The sequence below is a fragment of the Nesterenkonia sp. CL21 genome (genome assembly GCF_031705515.1).
Taxonomy (GTDB): Bacteria; Actinomycetota; Actinomycetes; order Actinomycetales; family Micrococcaceae; genus Nesterenkonia; species Nesterenkonia aethiopica.
On record NZ_JAUTWR010000003.1, the window covers coordinates 21,223 to 40,830 of the forward strand.

Below are 19,608 nucleotides of genomic sequence, written 5' to 3' on the forward strand. Positions count from 1 at the left end.
AACCTCTCAAGTCATGTCAGCACAGCAACCTCTCGTAGGTCACTATGTCCTATGATAGATCACAGATGCTCTCTGTACTACACTCATGTCCATGACTTCGACGGAGGAACCGATCCGGCGTGACCGCAGCCAGTCGATGGCGCGCACCCGCAGAGCGATCCTTGACGCCGCCGTAGAGATGCTCCGCCACGACCCCGCCGCATCGATGGCGGCGATCGCCGAGACTGCTGGCACCGCGCGCAGCACGCTGCACCGCTACTTCCCAGAGCGCAGCGACCTGATCGCGGCATTGCGGGAACTCGCCGACGAACAGGTCACCAGGGCCACAGAACGCGCCCGCCTAGGCGAGGGCACCGGCAGCGAAGCACTGATGAGGGTGTGCCAGGAGTATTTCGAGCTGGATGAGCTGATCGCCGTGGCCTATGCCGACTTCACCCAAGGCGATGACCTCGACAGTCTCGAAGACATGGACGCCGAGCTGCTCGCATTGGTGGAACGTGGTCATGCGGACGGCACCATCGACTCCACACTCTCACCCGAGTGGATACACATCCTGCTCTGGCATCTTCTCGATGCGACGTGGTCGATGACCGCCACCCGCAGAGCCACGAAGCACGAGGCCCTCACCCTGTGCTTACGAACACTTGACAAACTCACCACACCGAGTGGCAGGTGATCGTGAGGCGTGGTTGGACCCCAGAGCCAGCCATACACGACTGAATCGGGCACGGATTATCGGGTCCCAGCCGAAGATGGCAGGCACGCTGGAGACTCGACCAAACCTTGACCCATGCATGGGCGCACTGAAACGAAGGAACCGAGACTATGAATACGACTATTATCGATCGCCCAGCTTTCCGCCTCATCGGTTATGCGGCTCAACTGCCACTTGTCCGCCACGGCGTAAATCCGCATATCCAGTCACATATCGCTTCCATACCTGATCCCGAGCGCACACGACTCAGAGAATTCAACAATACGGAGCCACCCGGACTGCTGCAGGTCAGCGCCAACGTCGATCCCGACTATGCCGAAGGTAGCGATCTTACTCATCTGTTCGGTGTGGCTCTCGACGCTGGCACATCTGTACCGGACGAGCTCGATGTGATCGATGTGCCAGCAGGAACCTGGGCCGTGTTCCGCACGGCGGGGCCATATCCGGCAACCTGGGAAGCCATCGCGCGCAAGTGCCTATTTGAGAATTCATGGCACCTACGTCCTGGCCCCGAGATCGTGGCAACCCTTCACCGGCCTGGCAGCGAAACCACAGCGACCACCGATCTCTGGATACCCATCACGCAGGCATGTTCAGGCGAGGAAGTGCATAAACCAGCCTACGTAACCCAGCGGGAATCACTAAAGGAAAAGACACGAACTCACCAGCAAGAGTCCTTCCAATAAGAAGAACAGGTAGGGGGGCGAATGATGAATACTATACGAATCTCGCGCGCCAACGCGCGCTTCCAACAATGGGAAGCATTGCTTCGCAACCGCAACAAACGCCAGCGAGCAGGCGAGTTCCTAGTGCAGGGCGTGCGACCGATCAACCTCGCGATCGAACACGGTTGGCCGATCCGTGCAGTTCTCTACGATGGTGACCGGCCGCTGTCGCGATGGGGAGCCGCCTTGCTGGAACGGTTAGAGACCGATCGCGTCGCACTCACACCCGAGTTGCTGGGACAGCTGAGCGGCAAAGAACAGGAAGTGCCAGAGGTCCTCGCCGTGCTTGCGCTGCCCGACGACGACCTCTCACGTATCCCGGTCGACGCATCGTTCCTTGGGATGGTTTTCGACCGCCCGTCGAGCCCGGGCAACATTGGTAGCGTCGTACGGTCACTGGATGCCTTCGGCGGTTCGGGCCTGATCGTCACCGGCCATGCCTCTGACCCCTACGATCCCAAATCTGTGCGTGCCTCGACCGGGTCACTGTTCGCAGTGCCGGTGGTTAGAGTCTCGTCACACCAGCAGGTGCTGACCTGGGTGAAGGAACAGCGGCTGGCGGGTATTGAGATAACAGTCGTCGGTACCGACGAGAACGGAACCGCCGACATCGCCGACCTCGACTTGGCCGGCCCGACCTTGCTCGCGATCGGCAACGAGACGACCGGGCTCAGTGCCGGATGGCAGAAGGCCTGCGATGTCATTGCGAGCATTCCCATCGGTGGCTCGGCAAGCTCACTCAATGCAGCCAGTGCCGCCACTGTCACACTGTACGAGACTGCCCGTCAGCGCAGCCTGGCATAGGGAATACAAGTGGTCTATCGCTACGCGCTCGCACGAGAAAACTATGCAGATCTTTCCACCGGTCGTGTGCTGTACTCAGCTCCGGGATTCCCTGCCTTTCCTGTACGACTGGCGAGTGAGATTTTCCAACGCGCTCTGACGCTCACACAGGGCGGGCCTGTAACGGTGTGGGACCCGTGTTGTGGTAGCGGCTACCTGCTGACGGTGCTGTCCTTCCTCCACCGGCGCAACATCACCAGGCTGCTCGGAACCGACCTGGACCCGGCAGCGTTGACGTTGGCCCAAAAGAACCTGAACTTGCTCAGTGAACACGGTCTGGAGGCGCGGTCGGTCGAGTTGCAGGAACGGGCTGAGCGCCTTGGCAAGCCCGCATACGTCGAGGCGGCCGTGGCAGCGCAGCGACTTGCTCACAGCCTCACGGAACAGGGCGGCCCTCTACCGCATACAACGGGGCAGGCAGACGTGTTCGATCCCGATCAGCTACAGCTAACCCTGGGTTCTCATCGACCCGAACTGGTGATCACGGACGTCCCATACGGTGAACGGACGTCCTGGGGTGGGTCGGACAAGGCTGCCGGGATCCCTGGCATGTTACGGGCCCTTGGATCGGTGCTCGAGAATAATGCCGTGATCGCGGTCACGACCCGAGGTCGCAAGGTTCACGTGAACGACGGCCCCAGCCCTATAGCTTCTTTCAAAATCGGAACCCGAGCCGTGGCGTTTTTTCGCGCTCCGTGCTGACGGACAACTTCAGATGCTGCCGCAGACGCAACGATACTGAGGGCGGCGTGTCGTTGGTCGGTAAAGGCAACCTTGTCCGGCCCTGTACTACGGAGCCCAATCTACCGGTTTACGAGCGACCAGCAGATCGCGGTCGATGGCGTGATCGACTCGGTGACGGAAATCCTTCAGGTGCTGACTCTCTACTACTTCGAGGCCATCGCTGGCGAGGATGGATTCGAGCTGCGAACGTGTCGTATGGCGCGTGTCTCACGGGAGGCCGATTCAGTCTCCCGGTCGAGAAGGGCTGCCCAGCCCGTCATCGCATCTTCGAGCAAGGCAGCAGGGTTTCGCGCGAGTCCCGAGCGGTTGCGCCGTGATGAATCCCGTACGGCGCGTCGGTCGAAGGCTCGGCCGCTCAGCACGTCGGCGCTGTGCAGCGTGTCCACGGTGACGACATCGAGCGACTCCACGGCACCGGCCTTGTATGCCGTCTTGGACTCAGCGAACGGAGCAGTGAAACGGCGACCCCAGCAACCATGTCGTCCAGCCTGTCAAGGTCATCACCCTGGGTGACGTCGGTACAGGCCACCGCGATCAGCTCATCCAGCTCGAAGTACTCCTGCATGGAGAGCGTTCAACGATTCACCGAATCTGGAGTCGTAGTGTCAGTAAGACCACATCTCGCGGGCTTCCACCGACTCATCTCACCAGAAGGAAAGGGACGCCACGCCCTGCCAGGCATCACTGGTTCCATCGAGTTGCGATGTCCCGGTAGACCGGATCGTTGGCGAGGTCGTGGTGGGTTCCGGTGGCGTGAAGCCGTCCACTGGTGAAGACGGCAATGCGGTCAGCGTGGATGGCCATGGCTGGCCGGTGGGTGATGGCCGCCACGATTTGGTTGCGGCTGTGCTCTCGCAGCCGCTCGACGAGGCGTTCCTCGTTGGCCGGGTCGAGTTGTGAGGTTGCCTCGTCCAGCAGGAGGATCGGCCGGTTTTGGACCAGGGCGCGGGCGATGGCCAGGCGCTGGCGTTGCCCACCGGAGAGGTTGGTGCCCGCATCATGGAGTGGTGTCTCCAGGCCCCGAGGCTGTCGATGCAGCCAAGTGGTGAGTTCGACCGTGTCCAGAGCTTGCCAGATGGCGTCATCGTTGGCGCGTGCGGCTCCGTAGGTGATGGCTTCGCCGATGGTCGTACCGAGCACGGGGGCCTCTTGCTGGACCAGACCGATGCGCCGGCGGTGTGCGTGGACGCTCAGTGCGGTGATGTCCTGGCCGTCGACGGTGATCTTTCCGAGTGTGGGGTCGATGAATCGCATCAGCAGGCTCAACGTGGTGGTCTTTCCCGATCCTGAAGGGCCGATGAGCGCGGTCAGGCCGGGGGTCAGTTCCATGGTGACTTCCTCGAGGACCGGAGTCTGGTCGTAGGCGGCCGTCACGGTCTCGAACCTGACCGTGCCAATCTGTTCTGCGCTCTCGGGTTCAGCCACGCTCGCTGATGAGTTCCTCCTTTCATACGCTCCGGGGCGGTGGCGGCACCCTGCACTGCGTCCTACGGTGTCGTAATCCTCGGAGGAAATCTGGGTCAGTTCACCGATCCGGCGGAGAGCTCCGAGTCCGGCGGCTAGTTCGCTGAGCGATCCGACCAGGGACTCCATCGGCTCTTCGATGATGAAGATGAACAACAAGATGGCCACCAGGTCCCCGACACTGACATCGCCGGTGCTGATCCGCACCGCGCCCACGGCCAGCACGAGAATGAAGGTCAGATCGATGGCCGCATACGTCGTGGTGTCAGTCAGTGCACGCCGCTGTTCGAAACGCACGCCAGCACGGAAGGCAGCACCGGAATGCTCACCGAATCGTGCGCGTTCTCGCGCCTCGGTCACTGAGGCCTTGACCGTGCGCAGTCCGCCCAGTGCCGAACGTGCTACACCCAGCGCCGCCCCCAGGCCGCGTTGGGCCGACTCGGTGAGATCCTGCATCTGAGCGAACAGGACCCGTTGGGCGATCGAGGTCACCGCGAGCACACCGATGACCACCGCGGCCAGAACTGTGTCGATCAGGAACATCAGCACGATCCCACCGGCGACGGCGACCGGAACCACGACGAGATCGACCATGGCTGGGATCGCCGTCTGCTGGATCAGACGCATATCGGCGCTCAGCCTGGCCAGCACATCACCCTGGTTGAGCCGCTCGATCTCGGGGATGCGTGCACGCAGAATCGAGGCAAAGGAGCTCTCCCGCAGATCACGGGCGGCTCGCTCACTCAGTCGTCCAGAGCTCAGTTCTCCGGTGTAGTTCAGCAGCAGCCCGGCGACCGCCACCACCACCAGCACCACGATCGGGAGGGCCAGGCTCGACTCGCCTTCGAGGTTCTCGAAGATCTCGCGGGTGACGAGCGGCTGCACCAGGCCCGCGGCCTGGGCTCCGAAGGCCAGCAACAGCACACCGGCGAACCGCCATCGGTAGGGGCGTATCCAGGTCGAGAACCCAAAGGTGCTGGTTCTGCGGCGGACAGACTTCTTGGACATGGTGAGGATCTCCTTGAGAACGAACGAGAAGAGGATGATGAAGGCAGGCTGAACGCCTGCAACGACGCAGGCAGACACGCGCAGTACGGGGAAGGGTCGTCGAAACCTGCCCCGCAGACGCACCGATGTGGACCAAGAAGGTCAGTGGATGCGACGAACGCAGTTGGCCAGCAGGTGGCAAGGACCGGATGGGCCTAAAGCACAGCGTGGGGGCAACAAGAGGTCGCGCGATCTCAGTGTCGAGATCAGCAGCCGGCGGCCCGCATCACCTCATCACGGATACGGGCAGCGGCATCCAATGCTGAGGTAGTCGGGCTCAAGAGCAGACAAGGCGATGCCGATAGCGCAGGACTGCGCATTAGCATCCAACGGCACACGTGCCATGGTGTCGTGCTCACCCCTAGTCCGAGAACAAGAAGCTCGGGATTTGTTCTGATACTGCCCAACTCATCATACCCGCCTGCGACCAGGAGGGCCGACTCGGCGCGAGTGGTGCGGGCGTAGTAGACCATCGCTATCGCGCCGCTTGCCGCCGCGCTTCCCTTCACAGGGAGCCGAGTACCGGGCCCAGTGTCGGCGGCCGCATGGCTGCTGATCTTCTACAAGATCGGCTTCGCCTCCGTGGTCATGATGAGTTTCCGCCAGGCCGTCACACTCGCTCGCCTGCTCGCAAGAGTCAACGGCACGACGCGGGTCTTCCTCACCGCAGCGGTGGCTCTCGGCTCCTCCGCAGCCGGAGTGGCCGCGACGCAGTTCGGCGATCGGGGCGCTGTTGCTGGTGGGTGCCGAAGGGTTTCCGAAACCATCCCGAAGCCGGTGCGCCGCACGATCGGTATCGACCGCAGAACACATCATCCGAAGGAGTCGATTCCGATGCCCACCGCCACCGTTCCCACCGAGAAGCCCGCCTCCGAGGAGACCGCGAACACTCCCGTCCGGGTCGCAGTCATCGTGGGCAGCATCCGCACCGATCGGTTCTGCCCGACCCCGTCGAACTGGATCGCCGATCAGGCCCGCAAGCGCAAGGACGTCGAAGTCGACCTGATCGACCTTGCCGACTACGACCTGCCGATCGTACTGGGCGGCAACGACGAGAACGCGCCCCAGCCCGAGCCCGTGACCGAACTGAGCCAGCGTCTTGCGCCTGCTGATGCATTCGTCGTGGTCACCCCGATCTACAACAGGTCCTACCCGGCGTCGTTGAAGAACGCGATCGACTGGTTCTACACCGAGTGGCAGCTCAAGCCCGTCGGGTTCGTCTCCTACGGCGGCATCACCGGCGGACTGCAGTCCATCGACGCTCTGCGCAGCGTGTTCACCGAGTTCCACGCTGTGCCGCTGCGCGACTCGATCACCTTCGCCAACTTCTGGAAGACCTTCGATCACGATGGCCGGCCCGTAGACACCGAGCGTACGTCGAAGCATGCCGACGGGTTCCTGGGTCAGCTCGTCTGGTGGGCCCAGACCCTGCGGCAGGCCCGCACCGAACGTCCCTACCCCTTCGTCGAATCCGAATGAAAACCCATCCCTCGACGATCTGCAGGAGCTGAATCCCCATGACGACCACCGATGAGCTCACCGGGGCTCCGGCACGCCCCACTTGGCGCGAGTGGACTGGCCTGGCGTTGCTGGCGCTGCCGATGTTCATGATGGCCACCGACTTCACCGTGATGTTTATGGCGATGCCCGCCGTAACCGCGGACCTGGGACCCTCGACAACGCAGACGTTGTGGATCATGCACATCGGCGAGTTCGTCGCGGCAGGTCTTGTCATCACGATGGGCTGGCTGGTCGGAAGGACCGGCCCACGCCTGCTGCTCCTGACCACTATGGGGCTGTACGGCCTGTCATCAGCGTTGGCTGCCTTCGCGTCGAACCCCGAGACCTTGCTCCTCGCGCGTGTGCTCATCGGTGCAGCCGCCGCAGCGGCCTCACCTGCGGCGATCGCGATGCTGCGCTCGATGTTCACCAGCGCAAAGCACTTCGGCATCGCCTTCGCCGTACTGATGGGAGTCTTCTCCGCCGGCGGCGCACTGGGACCGCCGATGGGCGGAATGCTGCTGGAGTACTTCTGGTGGGGTTCGGTCTTCCTGGTCAACGTCCCGGTCGCCGCTGTGGTGCTGATCGCGGGGTTCTGGCTCTTCCCCCGGGTCAGTGATCGGACCACCGACCGGATCGACATGACCAGCGTCGTGCTCTCCCTAGCGGCGATCATGCTCGTGGTCTTCGGGCTGCAGGAGATCGCCGACCAGGGCGTGTCTGTCCTCTCGGCCATGGCGACCATCGCGGGCATCGGACTCGGTGCATGGTTCATCCGCCGCCAACGTCGGGTGGACAACCCGCTGCTGGACCTGAATCTCTTCTCCGTTCGTGCCTTGCGGATCGCGGCGATCGCCTATGTGCTGTCCTCCCTGGCGTTCGTGGCCGTGGATTTCGTCCTGGTCCAGTATCTGCAGATCGTCACGGGCGTACCCACCGCACAGCTGGGATTGATGCTCGCCGCCCCCGGCCTCGCCGCCATCGTCGGTACCGCGCTCACCCCGCCGCTGGCACGTCGACTCGCGCCCTCTCATCTCATGGCTGCCGGCTTGGTGATCTCGCTGATCGGAGCGATGACGATCATCACCGCGATTCCGCTGGCTGCGCATATGACCTGGCTATTCATCCTCGGTACCACCGCAATGGCCTTCGGATTCACCCCACTGATGCTGCTCGGCGCCCAGCTGATGGTGACCTCGGCCCCCAAGGAACGATCCGGATCGGCTGTCGCGATCCAAGACGTCAGCGCCGGGCTGGGCGGTGCGGTGGGCATGGCCTTCATCGGCAGCCTCGCCATGGCGGTATTCAGCCGCGTCCTTGCTGGTCGGGCACCCGATGCCGTGTCCGCAACAGACCTGGAGGCCGCCACCCAAAGTCCTGGCGGCGCGATCGCGGTCGCCGAGAGCATCGGCGGCAGTACCGGTCAGGACCTGGCGACTGTGGCCCAAGAGGCCCTGTCCTGGGGCACCGTCGCCGCATACACCACAGCGGTCGCCCTCGGTATCGCCACCATCGTGCTCATCCTGCGCGGCCTCCGAGGCGTCGAACTCCCCTCAGACACCGACAAGCCGGCCGCCAGCCCTGTCACATCCGGGGAAGAGCAGTCTCCGCACGGACCTCTGCCCGCCGCCACTGCCGTTGAAGCGCCGCGAACATCAGCACCTCTCAAACCTCGTCGTGCAAAGGACACCCCGTCATGACGGCGCCAACGACCTCCGCTCAGCCGACCTGGCGTGAATGGACCGGCCTGGCGCTACTGGCGTTGCCGATGTTCATGATGCTCACCGACTTCACGGTGATGTTCATGGTGACCCCGTCGGTGGCCGCGGACCTGGGTCCATCGACCACCCAGATGCTCTGGATCGTGCATGTCGGTGAGTTCGTCGCCGCGGGTCTGGTCATCACGATGGGATGGCTGGTCGGGCGGCTCGGGCACAAGCAGATGCTGTTGGCCTCCATGGCTCTCTACGGCCTGGCTTCGGCGCTGGCGGCCTTCGCTGCCAATCCGGAGACTCTGCTGGTGGCACGGGTCTTGATCGGCGCCGCCGCCGCGGCCGCCTCACCGGCAGCGATCGCGATGCTGCGGACGATGTTCACCAGCGCCAACCACTACGGCATCGCCTTCGCGGTCATCATGGGCGCCTTCTCCGCAGGGGTGGCCTTCGGCCCACCGATGGGCGGGGTGCTACTGGAGTATTTCTGGTGGGGCGCGGTCTTCCTGGTCAACGTTCCCGTTGCCGCCGTGGTGCTGCTCGCGGGGTTCTGGGTGTTTCCTCGGGCAAGCGAGCGGACCGAGGAGAAGATCGACATCACCAGTGTGGTACTGTCCTTGGCTGCGGTGATCGCCGTGGTCTTCGGCCTGCAGGAGATCGCCGACCAAGGTGCCTCAGCGCCCTACGTCTTCGCTGTGGCGGTCGGCATCGCGCTAGGGGTCATGTTCGTTCGCAGGCAGCGCCGGGTGACCAACCCTCTGTTGGACCTCAATCTGTTCTCCGTTCGCCCCCTTCGAGTCGCAGCGATTGCGTTCATGCTGTCCTCGATGGCGTTCGTGGCCGTGGACTTCATCCTGGTCCAGTACCTGCAGATCGTCACCGGCATTCCCACCGCACAACTCGGACTGATGCTCGCCATCCCTGGCATCGCCGCTGTCCTCGGCACGTTGGTGACGCCGATGCTAGCTCGCCGGCTCGCCGCCTCCTCCGTGATCGCCATCGGTCTGGTGGTGTCGCTCGCGGGTGCCGGGCTCGTGATGGCCACCATCGCGTTCGCACCCAGCATGGTCGCGCTGTTCATCGCCAGCACCACCATGGTGGCCTTCGGTGTCAGTCCACTGAGGCTGATTGGAGCGCAACTCATCGTCACCTCAGCACCCAAGAAGCAGGCCGGTTCGGCCGTCGCCGTCCAGGACATCAGTGCGGGTTTCGGCGGGGCGATGGGCATGGCCTTCATCGGCAGCCTCGCCATGGCAGTCTTCAGCCGAGTGCTCGGGTCCGACGCCCCGGCCGGAGTATCGAGAAACAGCCTCGACGCCGCCTCCCAAAGCCCCGGTGGTGGCGTGGCCGTCGCCGAGAACATCGGCGGCTCCGCTGGCCAACAGCTCCTCGTCTCGGTCCAAGGCGCGTGGTCGATGGGAACCCTGGCCGCCTACACCGCCGCCCTCGCCTTGGGCCTGGTAACCCTCGTGCTCATCTGGCGCGGACTCCGCGGTGTCGAACTGCCCACAGACGACCAGGACGGAGCCAATCCAGCCACACCCGAACCGGAGCCGGGTCTATCCACCACTGGAGCGAAGCCACAACTCCCGACCTCTCCTAGAAACGACGCGCGTGAGGAAGACCCGTCATGATCTCTACCAAAGTCTCAGCTCGCCCGACCTGGCGTGAATGGACTGGCCTGCTGTTGCTGGCTCTGCCATTGTTCATGATCGGCTCGGACTTGACCGTGATGTTTCTGGCCATGCCGGCGGTGACTGCCGACCTCGCACCCTCCACGACGCAGACATTGTGGATCATGCACATCGGCCAGTTTGTCAGCGCGGGCCTGGTCATCACCATGGGCTGGCTCACTGGAAGAGTCGGTCATAAGCGCCTCCTGCTGGTGGTGATGGCCCTGTACGGCAGCGCTTCGATGCTGGCGGCGTTCGCGCCCAATCCCGAGACCCTGCTGGTGGCACGGGTACTGATGGGTGCCGCCGCGGCGGCGGCAACTCCGGCGGCCATCTCGATCCTGCGCTCGATGTTCACCAGCGCCAAGCATTTCGGGATCGCGTTCGCGGTGGTGATGGGCGCTGTGTCGGTCGGCGGTGCGCTCGGCCCACCGATGGGCGGGTTACTGCTGGGCTACTTCTGGTGGGGCGCGGTCTTCCTCATCAACGTGCCTGTGGCCGCCCTGGTTCTGATCGCCGGCCTGTGGATCTTCCCCCGCACCCGTGAGACCACCCGTGATCGGATCGACCTGATCAGCGTCGCCCTGTCCATGGCCGCAGTGCTCCTGGTGGTCTTCGGCCTACAGGAGATCGCCGACCGAGGCCTCTCGGTGCCCTACGTCCTGGCCGCCGTCGCCGGTGTCGGGTTCGGGGCGTGGTTCATCCGCAGGCAGCGACGCATCGACAACCCTCTGCTTGATCTGAGCTTGTTCGCCATCCGGGCACTACGAATCTGTGCCATAGCCTTCGTGATTTCCTCAGCGGCGTTCGTGGCCGTGGACTTCGTCCTCGTGCAGTACCTACAGATCGTCATCGGCGTGCCCACCACCCAGCTCGGCCTGATGCTCGCCATCCCCGGTGTCGCCGCGATCATCGGCACCGCGCTGACCCCGCCGCTGGCGCGTCGGATCGCCCCTTCCAAGTTGATGGCCGCAGGAGTATGCATCTCACTAGTGGGGGCCTTGCTGATCATCACCGCGCTGCTGGTCACACCGCATCTGACCGCTCTGTTGATCGCCGGCACCACCATCGTCGCAGCCGGCGTCATACCCCTGGGACTACTCGGCGCCCAACTCATCGTGACCTCTCCACCCAAGGAACGCGCCGGATCGGCGGTAGCGATACAAGACATCAGCGGCAATATGGGCGCCGCGCTAGGCATGGCCTTCATCGGCAGCCTCGCGATGGCGGTCTACGGACGAGTCCTGAACGTCACGGCACCCGCCGGTGTCTCCGATGCCGATCTCGACGCCGCCGCACAAAGCCCCGGCGGAGCCGTTGCCGTCGCCGAAAATCTCGGCGGCCGCGCGGGCCAAGACCTGCTCACCGCGGCCCAGGAAGCCCTGTCTTGGGGCACCGTCGCCGCCTACATCGCCGCCGTCGTCCTCGGCATCGCCACCATCGTCCTCATCCTCCGCGGACTCAAAGGCATCCAACTGCCCAGCGATGCCGCAGATGAACCCGCCCCCGAGGCATCCGCATCAGAGGTGGCACTTGGCGCACCCGCAACCACACCGGAATCACAACCTCCCATCACGCCAGCCGAGATGCCTATCAATCAAGAACTAAGGAGAACCCAGCCATGACCGACGTACTCACCGATGCGCTGCGCCGCCTGGACGAGGTAGCCGACTTGGTCGAGATCGACCCGGAGGTCATCGAACGCCTCCGTTACCCGAAGTCCTCAGCACAGATGGCAATCCCCGTTCGGATGGACGATGGCTCCTTGCGCGTCTTCGAGGGCTACCGAGTCCGCTATGACGACACCCGTGGACCCACCAAGGGCGGGGTGCGCTTCCACCACGATGTCGACCTGAACGAAGTCAAGGCCCTGGCCTTCTGGATGACCATGAAGTGCGCGGTGGTCGACCTGCCCTTCGGTGGCGGCAAAGGCGGAGTGACCTGCGACCCCAAGGACCTATCCCGCCTGGAGTTGGAACGCCTCAGCCGCGGCTTCGTTCAAGCCCTCTACGACGTGCTCGGCCCCGAAACCGACATCCCCGCGCCAGATGTGTACACCAACCCCACCGTCATGGGCTGGATGACCGACGAGTACTCCAGCATCGAGCGCCGCCATTCTCCGGGCACCTTCACCGGCAAGCCCGTCGAACTCGGCGGAAGCCTGGGCCGCGAGGACGCCACCGGGCGCGGCGCCTATTACTGCATCAAGGAGCTCGAACGGATCGAGGGCTGGAACCCCGCGGACACCACCGTGGCCGTCCAGGGTTTCGGCAACGCCGGTCAGCATATCGCCGGCCTGCTCCACGATGACGACTACCGGGTCGTGGCCGTCAGCGACAGCCGAGGCGGCATCTACCGCCCAGAGGGATTCGACGTGCCGAGCCTGGTGCAGACCAAGAACGACACTCGCGCTCTACGTGCGGTCTACTGCGAGGGCACCGTGTGCGAACTCGTCGAGGCCGAGATGATCACCAATGGCGAGCTGTTGGAACTCGATGTTGACCTCCTCATCCCTGCCGCGCTCGATGGCGTCATCACCGCGGACAACGCCGGCCGAGTGCAGGCCACGACGATTGTCGAGGTTGCTAATGGGCCGATCACCAGCGACGCCGACCGGACCCTGGCCGAACGTGGGGTCACGATCGTGCCCGACATCCTGGCCAATGCCGGCGGGGTCACCGTGAGCTACTTCGAATGGGTCCAGAACCGCAGCGGCCTGTCCTGGACGCTCGACGAAGTCCACGACCGGCTGGCCGAGGTCATGCGGCGTGAGTTTGGGGCCGTACACGACCTGGCGACCGAACTCGGAGTGGACCTGCGTCGCGCCGCCTACGCCCACGCCCTCACCCGCCTGGGGGCCGCCATCGCCTCCAAGGGCACCCAGACCTGGTTCCGCGACGAACCGAATCGCCCGAAGAGATACGTGGAAGGAAGCACATCATGACGACCACGAAAGCCCTCAACCTCTCGTCGGATCCGCTCATCCCGCCTCGTCTGCTGGCCGACCGGCAGCGCCTGGTCGCGTTGGCGGCCGTGTTCGTGGTGGGGATCGCCATGTTCGCCGGCATGTTCATCCTCACCACCTTCCTCCAAGGTGTTCTGGGTCACAGCGCCCTGGTGACCGGCTTGGCGTTCCTGCCGTTCAGCCTGTCCGCGGTCGCAATCTCGCAACTATTGTCGGTGATCTCCACGCGGCTTCCAGATGGCGTGATGCTGGGTGTGGGGTCGTTCACCGCAGCCGCTACGAGTGTTGCGAAATGACTGTGATGATTGTCGGCGCAAGTCGTGGCCTGGGGCGGGCTCTTCTGGACGGCCTCGCCCAACAGGGCCACGAGGTGATCGGTGTCGCCCGCACCCCACGCACCCACGAAACAGCCGCGAACAGTGACATCCGCTGGATTCGGGCTGACCTCGCCGACCCGCGTAAAGCAGCCAGAGTCATCGCGGAGCAAACTCCCGCCTCCCTGGAGACGGTCATCTACAACGTCGGGATCTGGGAGAGAACCGCGTTCACAGACGCCTATCGATTCATCGACCAGGACGAGGGCGAGATCGAGTCGATGATCGCCACGAACATCACCGGTGCTTTGCTGGTACTTCGACGGCTCCTTCCCATCCTCCTCGATAATGCGCAGCCGCGGGTCATCCTCACCGGTTCCACATCGGGCCTATCCCGCAGCGGGCGCCCCGAGGCTGCGTTCGGTGCGTCGAAGTTCGCCCTCAACGGCATCGCCGATGCACTGCGCGAGGGCCATCGGAACGAGCGCCTCGCCGTCACCACACTGCAATTGGGCTACCTCAACACCGAAGACAGCCTCGACTCCCCACTCGAGCACGCTTCGCGCCGTAGTGACGGGCAACTAGTTCCCGTGCACGACATTGTCCGCCTCATGCAGACGATCTTGGCGCTCTCGCCGTCCTCGTTCCTCAGGGAGGTAACGCTTGCGGCGATTCGCGATGAGCGGTTCTGAACCGCTAGCGCCGAGCGAACGCGGACGCAGCATTCCCGTCCTTACGAGACGTGATCTCGTGTTCCCCACTCTCAGCGGTGTTTTCTCGGTCGGTACTGGAGTACCCAGACTCTGGCTTTCGCCTTCACGGTCCATGACGACGGCAACGGTATGGCAGTAGATCACGACAGGAAGCGAGCCCATGAACACCGAAGCTAAGCGCTCACCGTCCCCAGACTTGCCGGAAAGGGAACGGGCAGGGGTGCGGGAGTGGCTGGGCCTGTTCGCGATGGCTATCCCCATCTTCATGCTTTCGACCGACTTGACGGTGTTGTTCATTGCGATGCCCGCCATTGGCGCCGATCTGGCCCCCGCTGGAGCACAGTCTCTATGGATGCTGCATATCGGTGACTTCTTGGGGGCGGCCACAGCCATCACCCTTGGACTACTCACCAGAAGGATCGGGCGCAGACGACTCCTTGTGCTCGGAGTCGGTGCCTACGGGCTGGCCTCGCTACTAGCCGCATACGCGACGTCGTCCGAGATGCTGATCGGCGCCCGCGCTCTCCTGGGAGTAGCCGGAGGAAGTTTCACCGTAGCCGGCCACGCCCTCCTCCGGGTGATGTTCACCAACAAACGTCAGTACGCCACCGCGTTCGCGATCTTCACCGCGGCCTTCATGGGCGGATCTGCCGCCGGCCCGCCCTTGGGTGGGCTGATTCTCGAACATTTCTGGTGGGGAGCGGTGTTCTTGATCAACGTCCCCGCTGCCGCGCTCCTACTTCTCGCTGCACCCTTCGTCCTGCCACGAGACACCCCTGACCGTAGTATTCGCATCGACCCGCTCAGCGTCATCTTGTCGGTGCTAGGCATCATGGCGCTGATCTTCGGCCTCCAAGAACTGGCCGACCGTGGGGCCAGTCCACTGCGCGTGGCCGCCATCGTCCTCGGCGTCGCTCTCTTGGGACTCTTCCTACGTCGCCAGGCACGCAGCGACCATCCGCTACTCGACCTCGCTCTGTTCAGGACCAAAGGATTCGCAATCCTGCTGGTGCTGCTGTCCTTCGCTGCGTTCGCGTTCGCCGGAACGAACATGCTGATCGCGCAGCATCTCCAAGTCGTCCAAGGCCTCTCGTCCATGCAAGCCGGACTACTCCTGGCCGCTCCCGCAGTGTCGGGCATCATCGGAAGCCTGCTGACCCCGGTGCTGCAGCGACTCATCGAGCCCACTCAAGTGCTGGCCCTCACGCTTACGCTCTCCGGAGCTAGCGCGCTGGTGGTCATCCCGCTGCTCGGCACCAGCTCCCTGGCGAGCCAGATCATCGCACTGAGCGCCATCATGCTGTTCGGCTCACCGTTCATGACAATGTGCACCCAGATGATCGTCACCAGCGTCCCACCAGAACGCTCCGGACCAGCGGTGGCGGTTCAGAACGTCTTCTCTTCGCTCGGCAACGCAGGAGGCCTGGCCGTGACCGGCAGCCTGGCCATGGCGATATACCGGCCCCTGTTCACTCGGGAAGCGCCCAGCGGACTATCTGCGAACGAACTCGACATCGCTCGCGACAGCTTCGGCGCAGCGGCAGCAGTTGCCGAACGGGCGGACGGAACCCTACAAGCACAGATCAGCCACGCCCTCGATCATGCCTTCACCGTCGCAACACAGGCCGGATTCGGGTTGGCCGGGAGCCTGCAGTTGATCATGGCGCTGATCGCCCTGCTGTGGTTGCGCCGCGTACTGCGAAAACGATCCTCGGCGACGCCGAGCGAGCAGTGAAGTCAGAGCGTCAGCAAACCGAGCGCAGGGCCAACGCACGTCGGCTCTCAAGAGCAGTGTCCTGGATGCAGGGCTGCTGATCGTGGCTGTCACCATCGTCTCGTTCATGCCGGTGGAGTCGGACTCGCCCTACTCCACCGGCATCCTGCTGGCCAGGCAGTGATCAGTGCCCCGAGGCACTTGCGGGGCTCGCCTGCGTTGCGGCTGCCAGCTGCTCGACAGGATCGGCTGTGCTGCCGTGCGCCAGTGCATCGGACAACTCGGTCTTGGACAACCTCTCGGACACCCGTTCATGTATCCGCTGAATGTCCTGCTCCTCGGGGGCGGACGGCTCGGCACCGGCGTCAGTGCGTACGGCTGCGGCCGTTCCCAGCAGCTCAGCGGCGGACAGCTCGTCTCCGCTAGCGGCGCGGAGGGCGGCCGTCAGCTCGAGAAGTCGGGCCACCGAGGCCGGCCGCGCCGTCCGCTGGATCGGGTCGCGAAGTCCGTCGATGGTCTTCCGAGTTCGGGCCAGGTCACCCTCCTGCACAGCGAGGAACCCCGATTCGAACTGAGAACTGGAGGCTCGCGTTGCCTCAAGAGGCAACGCAAAGGGCTCGTCGATAACCATCCAGCGGTCCAGCAGCACGCGTGCTTTCACCAGGTCGCCTTGGTAGCGGGCCACCAGGGCGAGGCCGAAGTCGGCGAACTGGAGACCGTCGTCATCGGCGATATCGCTTGCGAGCGATCTGGCCTCAGTCAGGCGGTCGCCTGCGAGGGTGACATCTCCGATCCGTAGCGCTGCGATCGCGGTGATGGTGAGCCAGAAACTTGCCTCGGACCACAACCCCAGATCGAGACAGATCTCCATATTGCGCTCCGCGGCCTCGGCGGAGCGAGCGTAATCTCCCTCGACTTCCGCGGCACAATAGTGCACGGCGAGCACCTGAGACATCCCGTAGCCGTCACCGGAAGCCCGAATGATCGCCTCTGGATCGCGCCCGTCAGGCAATCCGGAAGACGCGTGGCCCTGCTGGCTCCAGGTGAACCAATCTCGTTGGCTCACCGCGATTGCGGCATCCCAATCCTGTCCGGTGGCCACCAACACCTCGACGGCTTCGTCCATGTGCGCCTCGCCAACCTCGCGGAGCCCGGCGGCGAGCAGCGAAGCCCCCGCGAACCATTGGACCCTGGCCTTTCCGCCACGGTCGGTGAACAACGCAAGCGCCTCGGCCACGCAGCGAGCGGACTCCTCCGGTCCGATGGTCAGGTCCATCACCGGAGCCAGCGTCGCGGCAGTCGCGTAGGTATCGTCCCTAGGACCGGGCAGGGTGATCGCCGTGCTTAAGCGGCGCGAGAGATCATTGTGTCGTCCGCCGATCCACTGGTGCCAGAAAGTCGCCACAGCCATAGCCGTGGCTCTGCTTCCGTCCTCCCGGCGGACCGCTTCGTCGAAGGCATGACGCAGTTGCGTGTGTTCGGCCTCTAGTCGTGGAAGCCATTGACGCTGCTGCGGGCCGCGTAACTTCTGATCGCCTTCACGCGCGAGAGCGAGGTAGTACCGCAGGTGGCGTTCAGCGGCGACGTCGCGTTCGCCGTCGCTGTCCAACTTCTCACTCGCGTAGGTCGCGATGGACTCCAGCAACCCATAGCGCACTCCTGTCGATGTCGAGACGGTGGTGACCAGGCTGCGATCAACAAGACCCAGCAGGATATCCACGACCTCCTCCCGCTGCACTGCCATCGCGTCGCGACCCTCGGAGTCATCGGCGCAGATCGCCTCGGCTGCATCCAGGCTTAAGGTGCCCGGGTGCACAGCCAGGCGACGGAGCACAGCTTGCTCCGTCGCCTCAAGCAGGGACCAGCTCCAGTCGATCATCCCTCGCAGGGTCTGTTGGCGCCGGGGCGCTGCGTGGCCGGGTCGGCGCAGGATGTTCAGACGTTCGCTGAGCCGGTCAAGCAAACCGGTGACCGACAGACCCCGGACGCGGGTCGCGGCCAGCTCCAACGCCAGCGGCAGACCGTCGAGCCGCCGACAGAGCTCGTCGACCGCATCGGCGGAATCGTCCTCCAGCCGGAAACTCGGGTCACTCGCCTGAGCGCGTGTGGTGAAGAACGTCACCGCCTCACTGGGACTGCCATCCTGGCCTGTTTCGGTGCTCAGGGTGCCGATGTCGTAGCGCTGCTCCTCGGGCAGTCCGAGGGGCTCACGGCTGGTGGACATCACCCTCACCTCGGGTGTCGTGCGGAGCAGGTGTGCGGTGAAGACAGCGGCTTCGGCGATGACGTGCTCGCAGTTGTCCAGCACCAGCAACGACGGTCGCGCCCCCAGTGCCTCGCTGAGCCGGTCGACGGTGCTCGTGGTCCCGGGATGCTCGGGGAGTCCGACGACGGTCGCCGCCAGGGAGGCGACGCGCTCACCAGAGCCGAGGTGCTCATCTGGGGTCTTCGTCAGCTCGGTCAGGTCGATGAACCAGGTGCCGCGCTCGAAGTGAGGTGCCTGTCGTTGGGCGGCGTGCAGCGCCAGGCGGGTCTTGCCCACTCCGCCGATCCCGGTCAGCGTGACCAGACGAGAACCGGTCAGCAGTGCCTCGATCTGTCTGCTTTCGTGTTCTCTTCCGATCATAGGGTTGGTCTGGGCCGGGAGGTTGGAACGCTCGACCACCGACCCGGGTGCTGGCTCCGGCGCGGACTTCTGCGCCAGAGCAGGGTCCTGGCGCAGGATACGCCCGTGCAACTCACGCGTTCGCGGCGTGGGGTCGACGCCGAGGTCCTCGGCCAGACGCTGACGCAGAGTCTCGAACAACTCCAGCGCATCGTGCTGCCGACCAACCTGATACAGCGCCAGCATCACCGAGCCCACCAGAGTCTCCCGGGTAGGGTACTCCTCGATGGCACCGTTGGCTTGACTGAGCGCCTGCTGCGGGTCTCCCTCTTCGACGAGTGTCTCGACCAGTGCCTCCAACGCATCGCCGCGGACCTCATGCAACTCGGCGACCACCGGGGCCAGCCAGACCTCGTCAGCCATGTCGCCGAACGGATAGCCGCCCCACATGGCCAGCGCCTGCGTGAGAGCTTCGACCTTCTGCGGCGACGGCCCCATCCGCCGCGCCCCTTCGACAGCGTTCTTGAACCGTCCGGCATCGAGAGCGCCGTTATCCAGAACGAGTCGGTAACCGGCAGGGGTATGAGTCAGCAGCTCGCGGGCGCCCGGCCGCGCCCGGTCCAAGGTCGTGCGCAGGCGGGAGAGCTTGGCCTGCAGCACCTTCTTGGGATTGGCCGGGAGATCCCCGTTCCACAGGCGATCGACCAAGGTATCGGCAGGCACCGGTTCACCGTCGCTGGCAGCCAATGAGGCCAGCAACAGGCGCAGATGGCGCTCAACTACCTCCACCGGGACGCCCTCGTCGGTACTGAGCCGAACCGGGCCCAGCACCTCGACTCGCATGTACCCGATTCTACGTCGAACCAGCGGTGAG

Annotated in this window: 14 protein-coding genes; 12 read left to right on the top strand and 2 right to left on the bottom strand. The window is 64.3% G+C overall.

Annotation, left to right across the window (positions count from 1 at the left end):
* The first annotated feature begins 91 nt into the window (after positions 1–91).
* The 4 genes from Q7C18_RS06690 (at position 92) to Q7C18_RS06705 (ending at position 2,985) form a co-directional block, all read left to right on the top strand.
* Complete coding sequence (locus Q7C18_RS06690; protein ID WP_311024714.1) at positions 92–676, top strand: helix-turn-helix domain-containing protein; 585 nt, start codon at positions 92–94, stop codon at positions 674–676.
* 149 nt (positions 677–825) lie between these two features.
* Positions 826–1,401 carry a GyrI-like domain-containing protein gene (locus tag Q7C18_RS06695; RefSeq protein ID WP_311024715.1) on the top strand — a complete coding sequence of 192 codons (576 nt, stop codon included), beginning with the start codon at positions 826–828 and terminating at the stop codon, positions 1,399–1,401.
* 21 nt (positions 1,402–1,422) lie between these two features.
* Entirely contained in the window at positions 1,423–2,244 is an 822-nt protein-coding gene (locus tag Q7C18_RS06700) for a TrmH family RNA methyltransferase (RefSeq protein ID WP_311024716.1), read from the top strand.
* Positions 2,245–2,253: 9 nt separating this feature from the next.
* Positions 2,254–2,985: a hypothetical protein gene (locus Q7C18_RS06705; RefSeq protein ID WP_311024717.1), complete on the top strand. Its 732-nt coding sequence runs from the start codon at positions 2,254–2,256 to the stop codon at positions 2,983–2,985.
* Positions 2,986–3,708: 723 nt separating this feature from the next.
* Here the strand turns inward: Q7C18_RS06705 and Q7C18_RS06710 are convergent.
* Positions 3,709–5,577 carry an ABC transporter ATP-binding protein gene (locus Q7C18_RS06710; RefSeq protein WP_311024718.1) on the bottom strand — a complete coding sequence of 623 codons (1,869 nt, stop codon included), beginning with the start codon at positions 5,575–5,577 and terminating at the stop codon, positions 3,709–3,711.
* Positions 5,578–6,372: 795 nt separating this feature from the next.
* On the opposite strand from Q7C18_RS06710, the gene Q7C18_RS06715 reads away from it, so the two are divergent.
* The 8 genes from Q7C18_RS06715 to Q7C18_RS06750 all read left to right on the top strand — a co-directional run bounded on the left by Q7C18_RS06715 (position 6,373) and on the right by Q7C18_RS06750 (position 16,150).
* Positions 6,373–7,017: an NAD(P)H-dependent oxidoreductase gene (locus Q7C18_RS06715; RefSeq protein ID WP_311024719.1), complete on the top strand. Its 645-nt coding sequence runs from the start codon at positions 6,373–6,375 to the stop codon at positions 7,015–7,017.
* Between the two features lie 107 nt (positions 7,018–7,124).
* Entirely contained in the window at positions 7,125–8,738 is a 1,614-nt protein-coding gene (locus Q7C18_RS06720; RefSeq protein WP_311024720.1) for an MFS transporter, read from the top strand.
* Positions 8,735–10,384 carry an MFS transporter gene (locus Q7C18_RS06725; RefSeq protein ID WP_311024721.1) on the top strand — a complete coding sequence of 550 codons (1,650 nt, stop codon included), beginning with the start codon at positions 8,735–8,737 and terminating at the stop codon, positions 10,382–10,384. Before Q7C18_RS06720 ends, Q7C18_RS06725 begins: the two co-directional genes overlap by 4 nt.
* Positions 10,381–12,048, top strand: a complete 1,668-nt coding sequence (locus tag Q7C18_RS06730) for an MFS transporter (RefSeq protein WP_311024722.1) — start codon at positions 10,381–10,383, stop codon at positions 12,046–12,048. The genes Q7C18_RS06725 and Q7C18_RS06730 overlap by 4 nt, the downstream gene beginning before the upstream one ends.
* Positions 12,045–13,367, top strand: coding sequence for a Glu/Leu/Phe/Val dehydrogenase (locus tag Q7C18_RS06735; RefSeq protein WP_311024723.1), 1,323 nt, complete (start codon positions 12,045–12,047; stop codon positions 13,365–13,367). The genes Q7C18_RS06730 and Q7C18_RS06735 overlap by 4 nt, the downstream gene beginning before the upstream one ends.
* A complete protein-coding gene (locus tag Q7C18_RS06740; protein ID WP_311024724.1) occupies positions 13,364–13,684 on the top strand; it encodes a hypothetical protein in 321 nt (106 codons plus the stop codon). The genes Q7C18_RS06735 and Q7C18_RS06740 overlap by 4 nt, the downstream gene beginning before the upstream one ends.
* The gene (locus Q7C18_RS06745) at positions 13,681–14,394 is read left to right on the top strand and encodes an SDR family NAD(P)-dependent oxidoreductase (protein WP_311024725.1); all 714 of its coding nucleotides are present in this window, start codon (positions 13,681–13,683) and stop codon (positions 14,392–14,394) included. The genes Q7C18_RS06740 and Q7C18_RS06745 overlap by 4 nt, the downstream gene beginning before the upstream one ends.
* A 181-nt stretch (positions 14,395–14,575) precedes the next feature.
* Positions 14,576–16,150, top strand: a complete 1,575-nt coding sequence (locus Q7C18_RS06750; RefSeq protein WP_311024726.1) for an MFS transporter — start codon at positions 14,576–14,578, stop codon at positions 16,148–16,150.
* Between the two features lie 163 nt (positions 16,151–16,313).
* On the opposite strand, the gene Q7C18_RS06755 is transcribed toward Q7C18_RS06750, so the two are convergent.
* On the bottom strand, positions 16,314–19,577 hold the full coding sequence (locus Q7C18_RS06755; RefSeq protein WP_311024727.1) for a BTAD domain-containing putative transcriptional regulator: 3,264 nt from the start codon (positions 19,575–19,577) through the stop codon (positions 16,314–16,316).
* Positions 19,578–19,608: the final 31 nt, after the last annotated feature.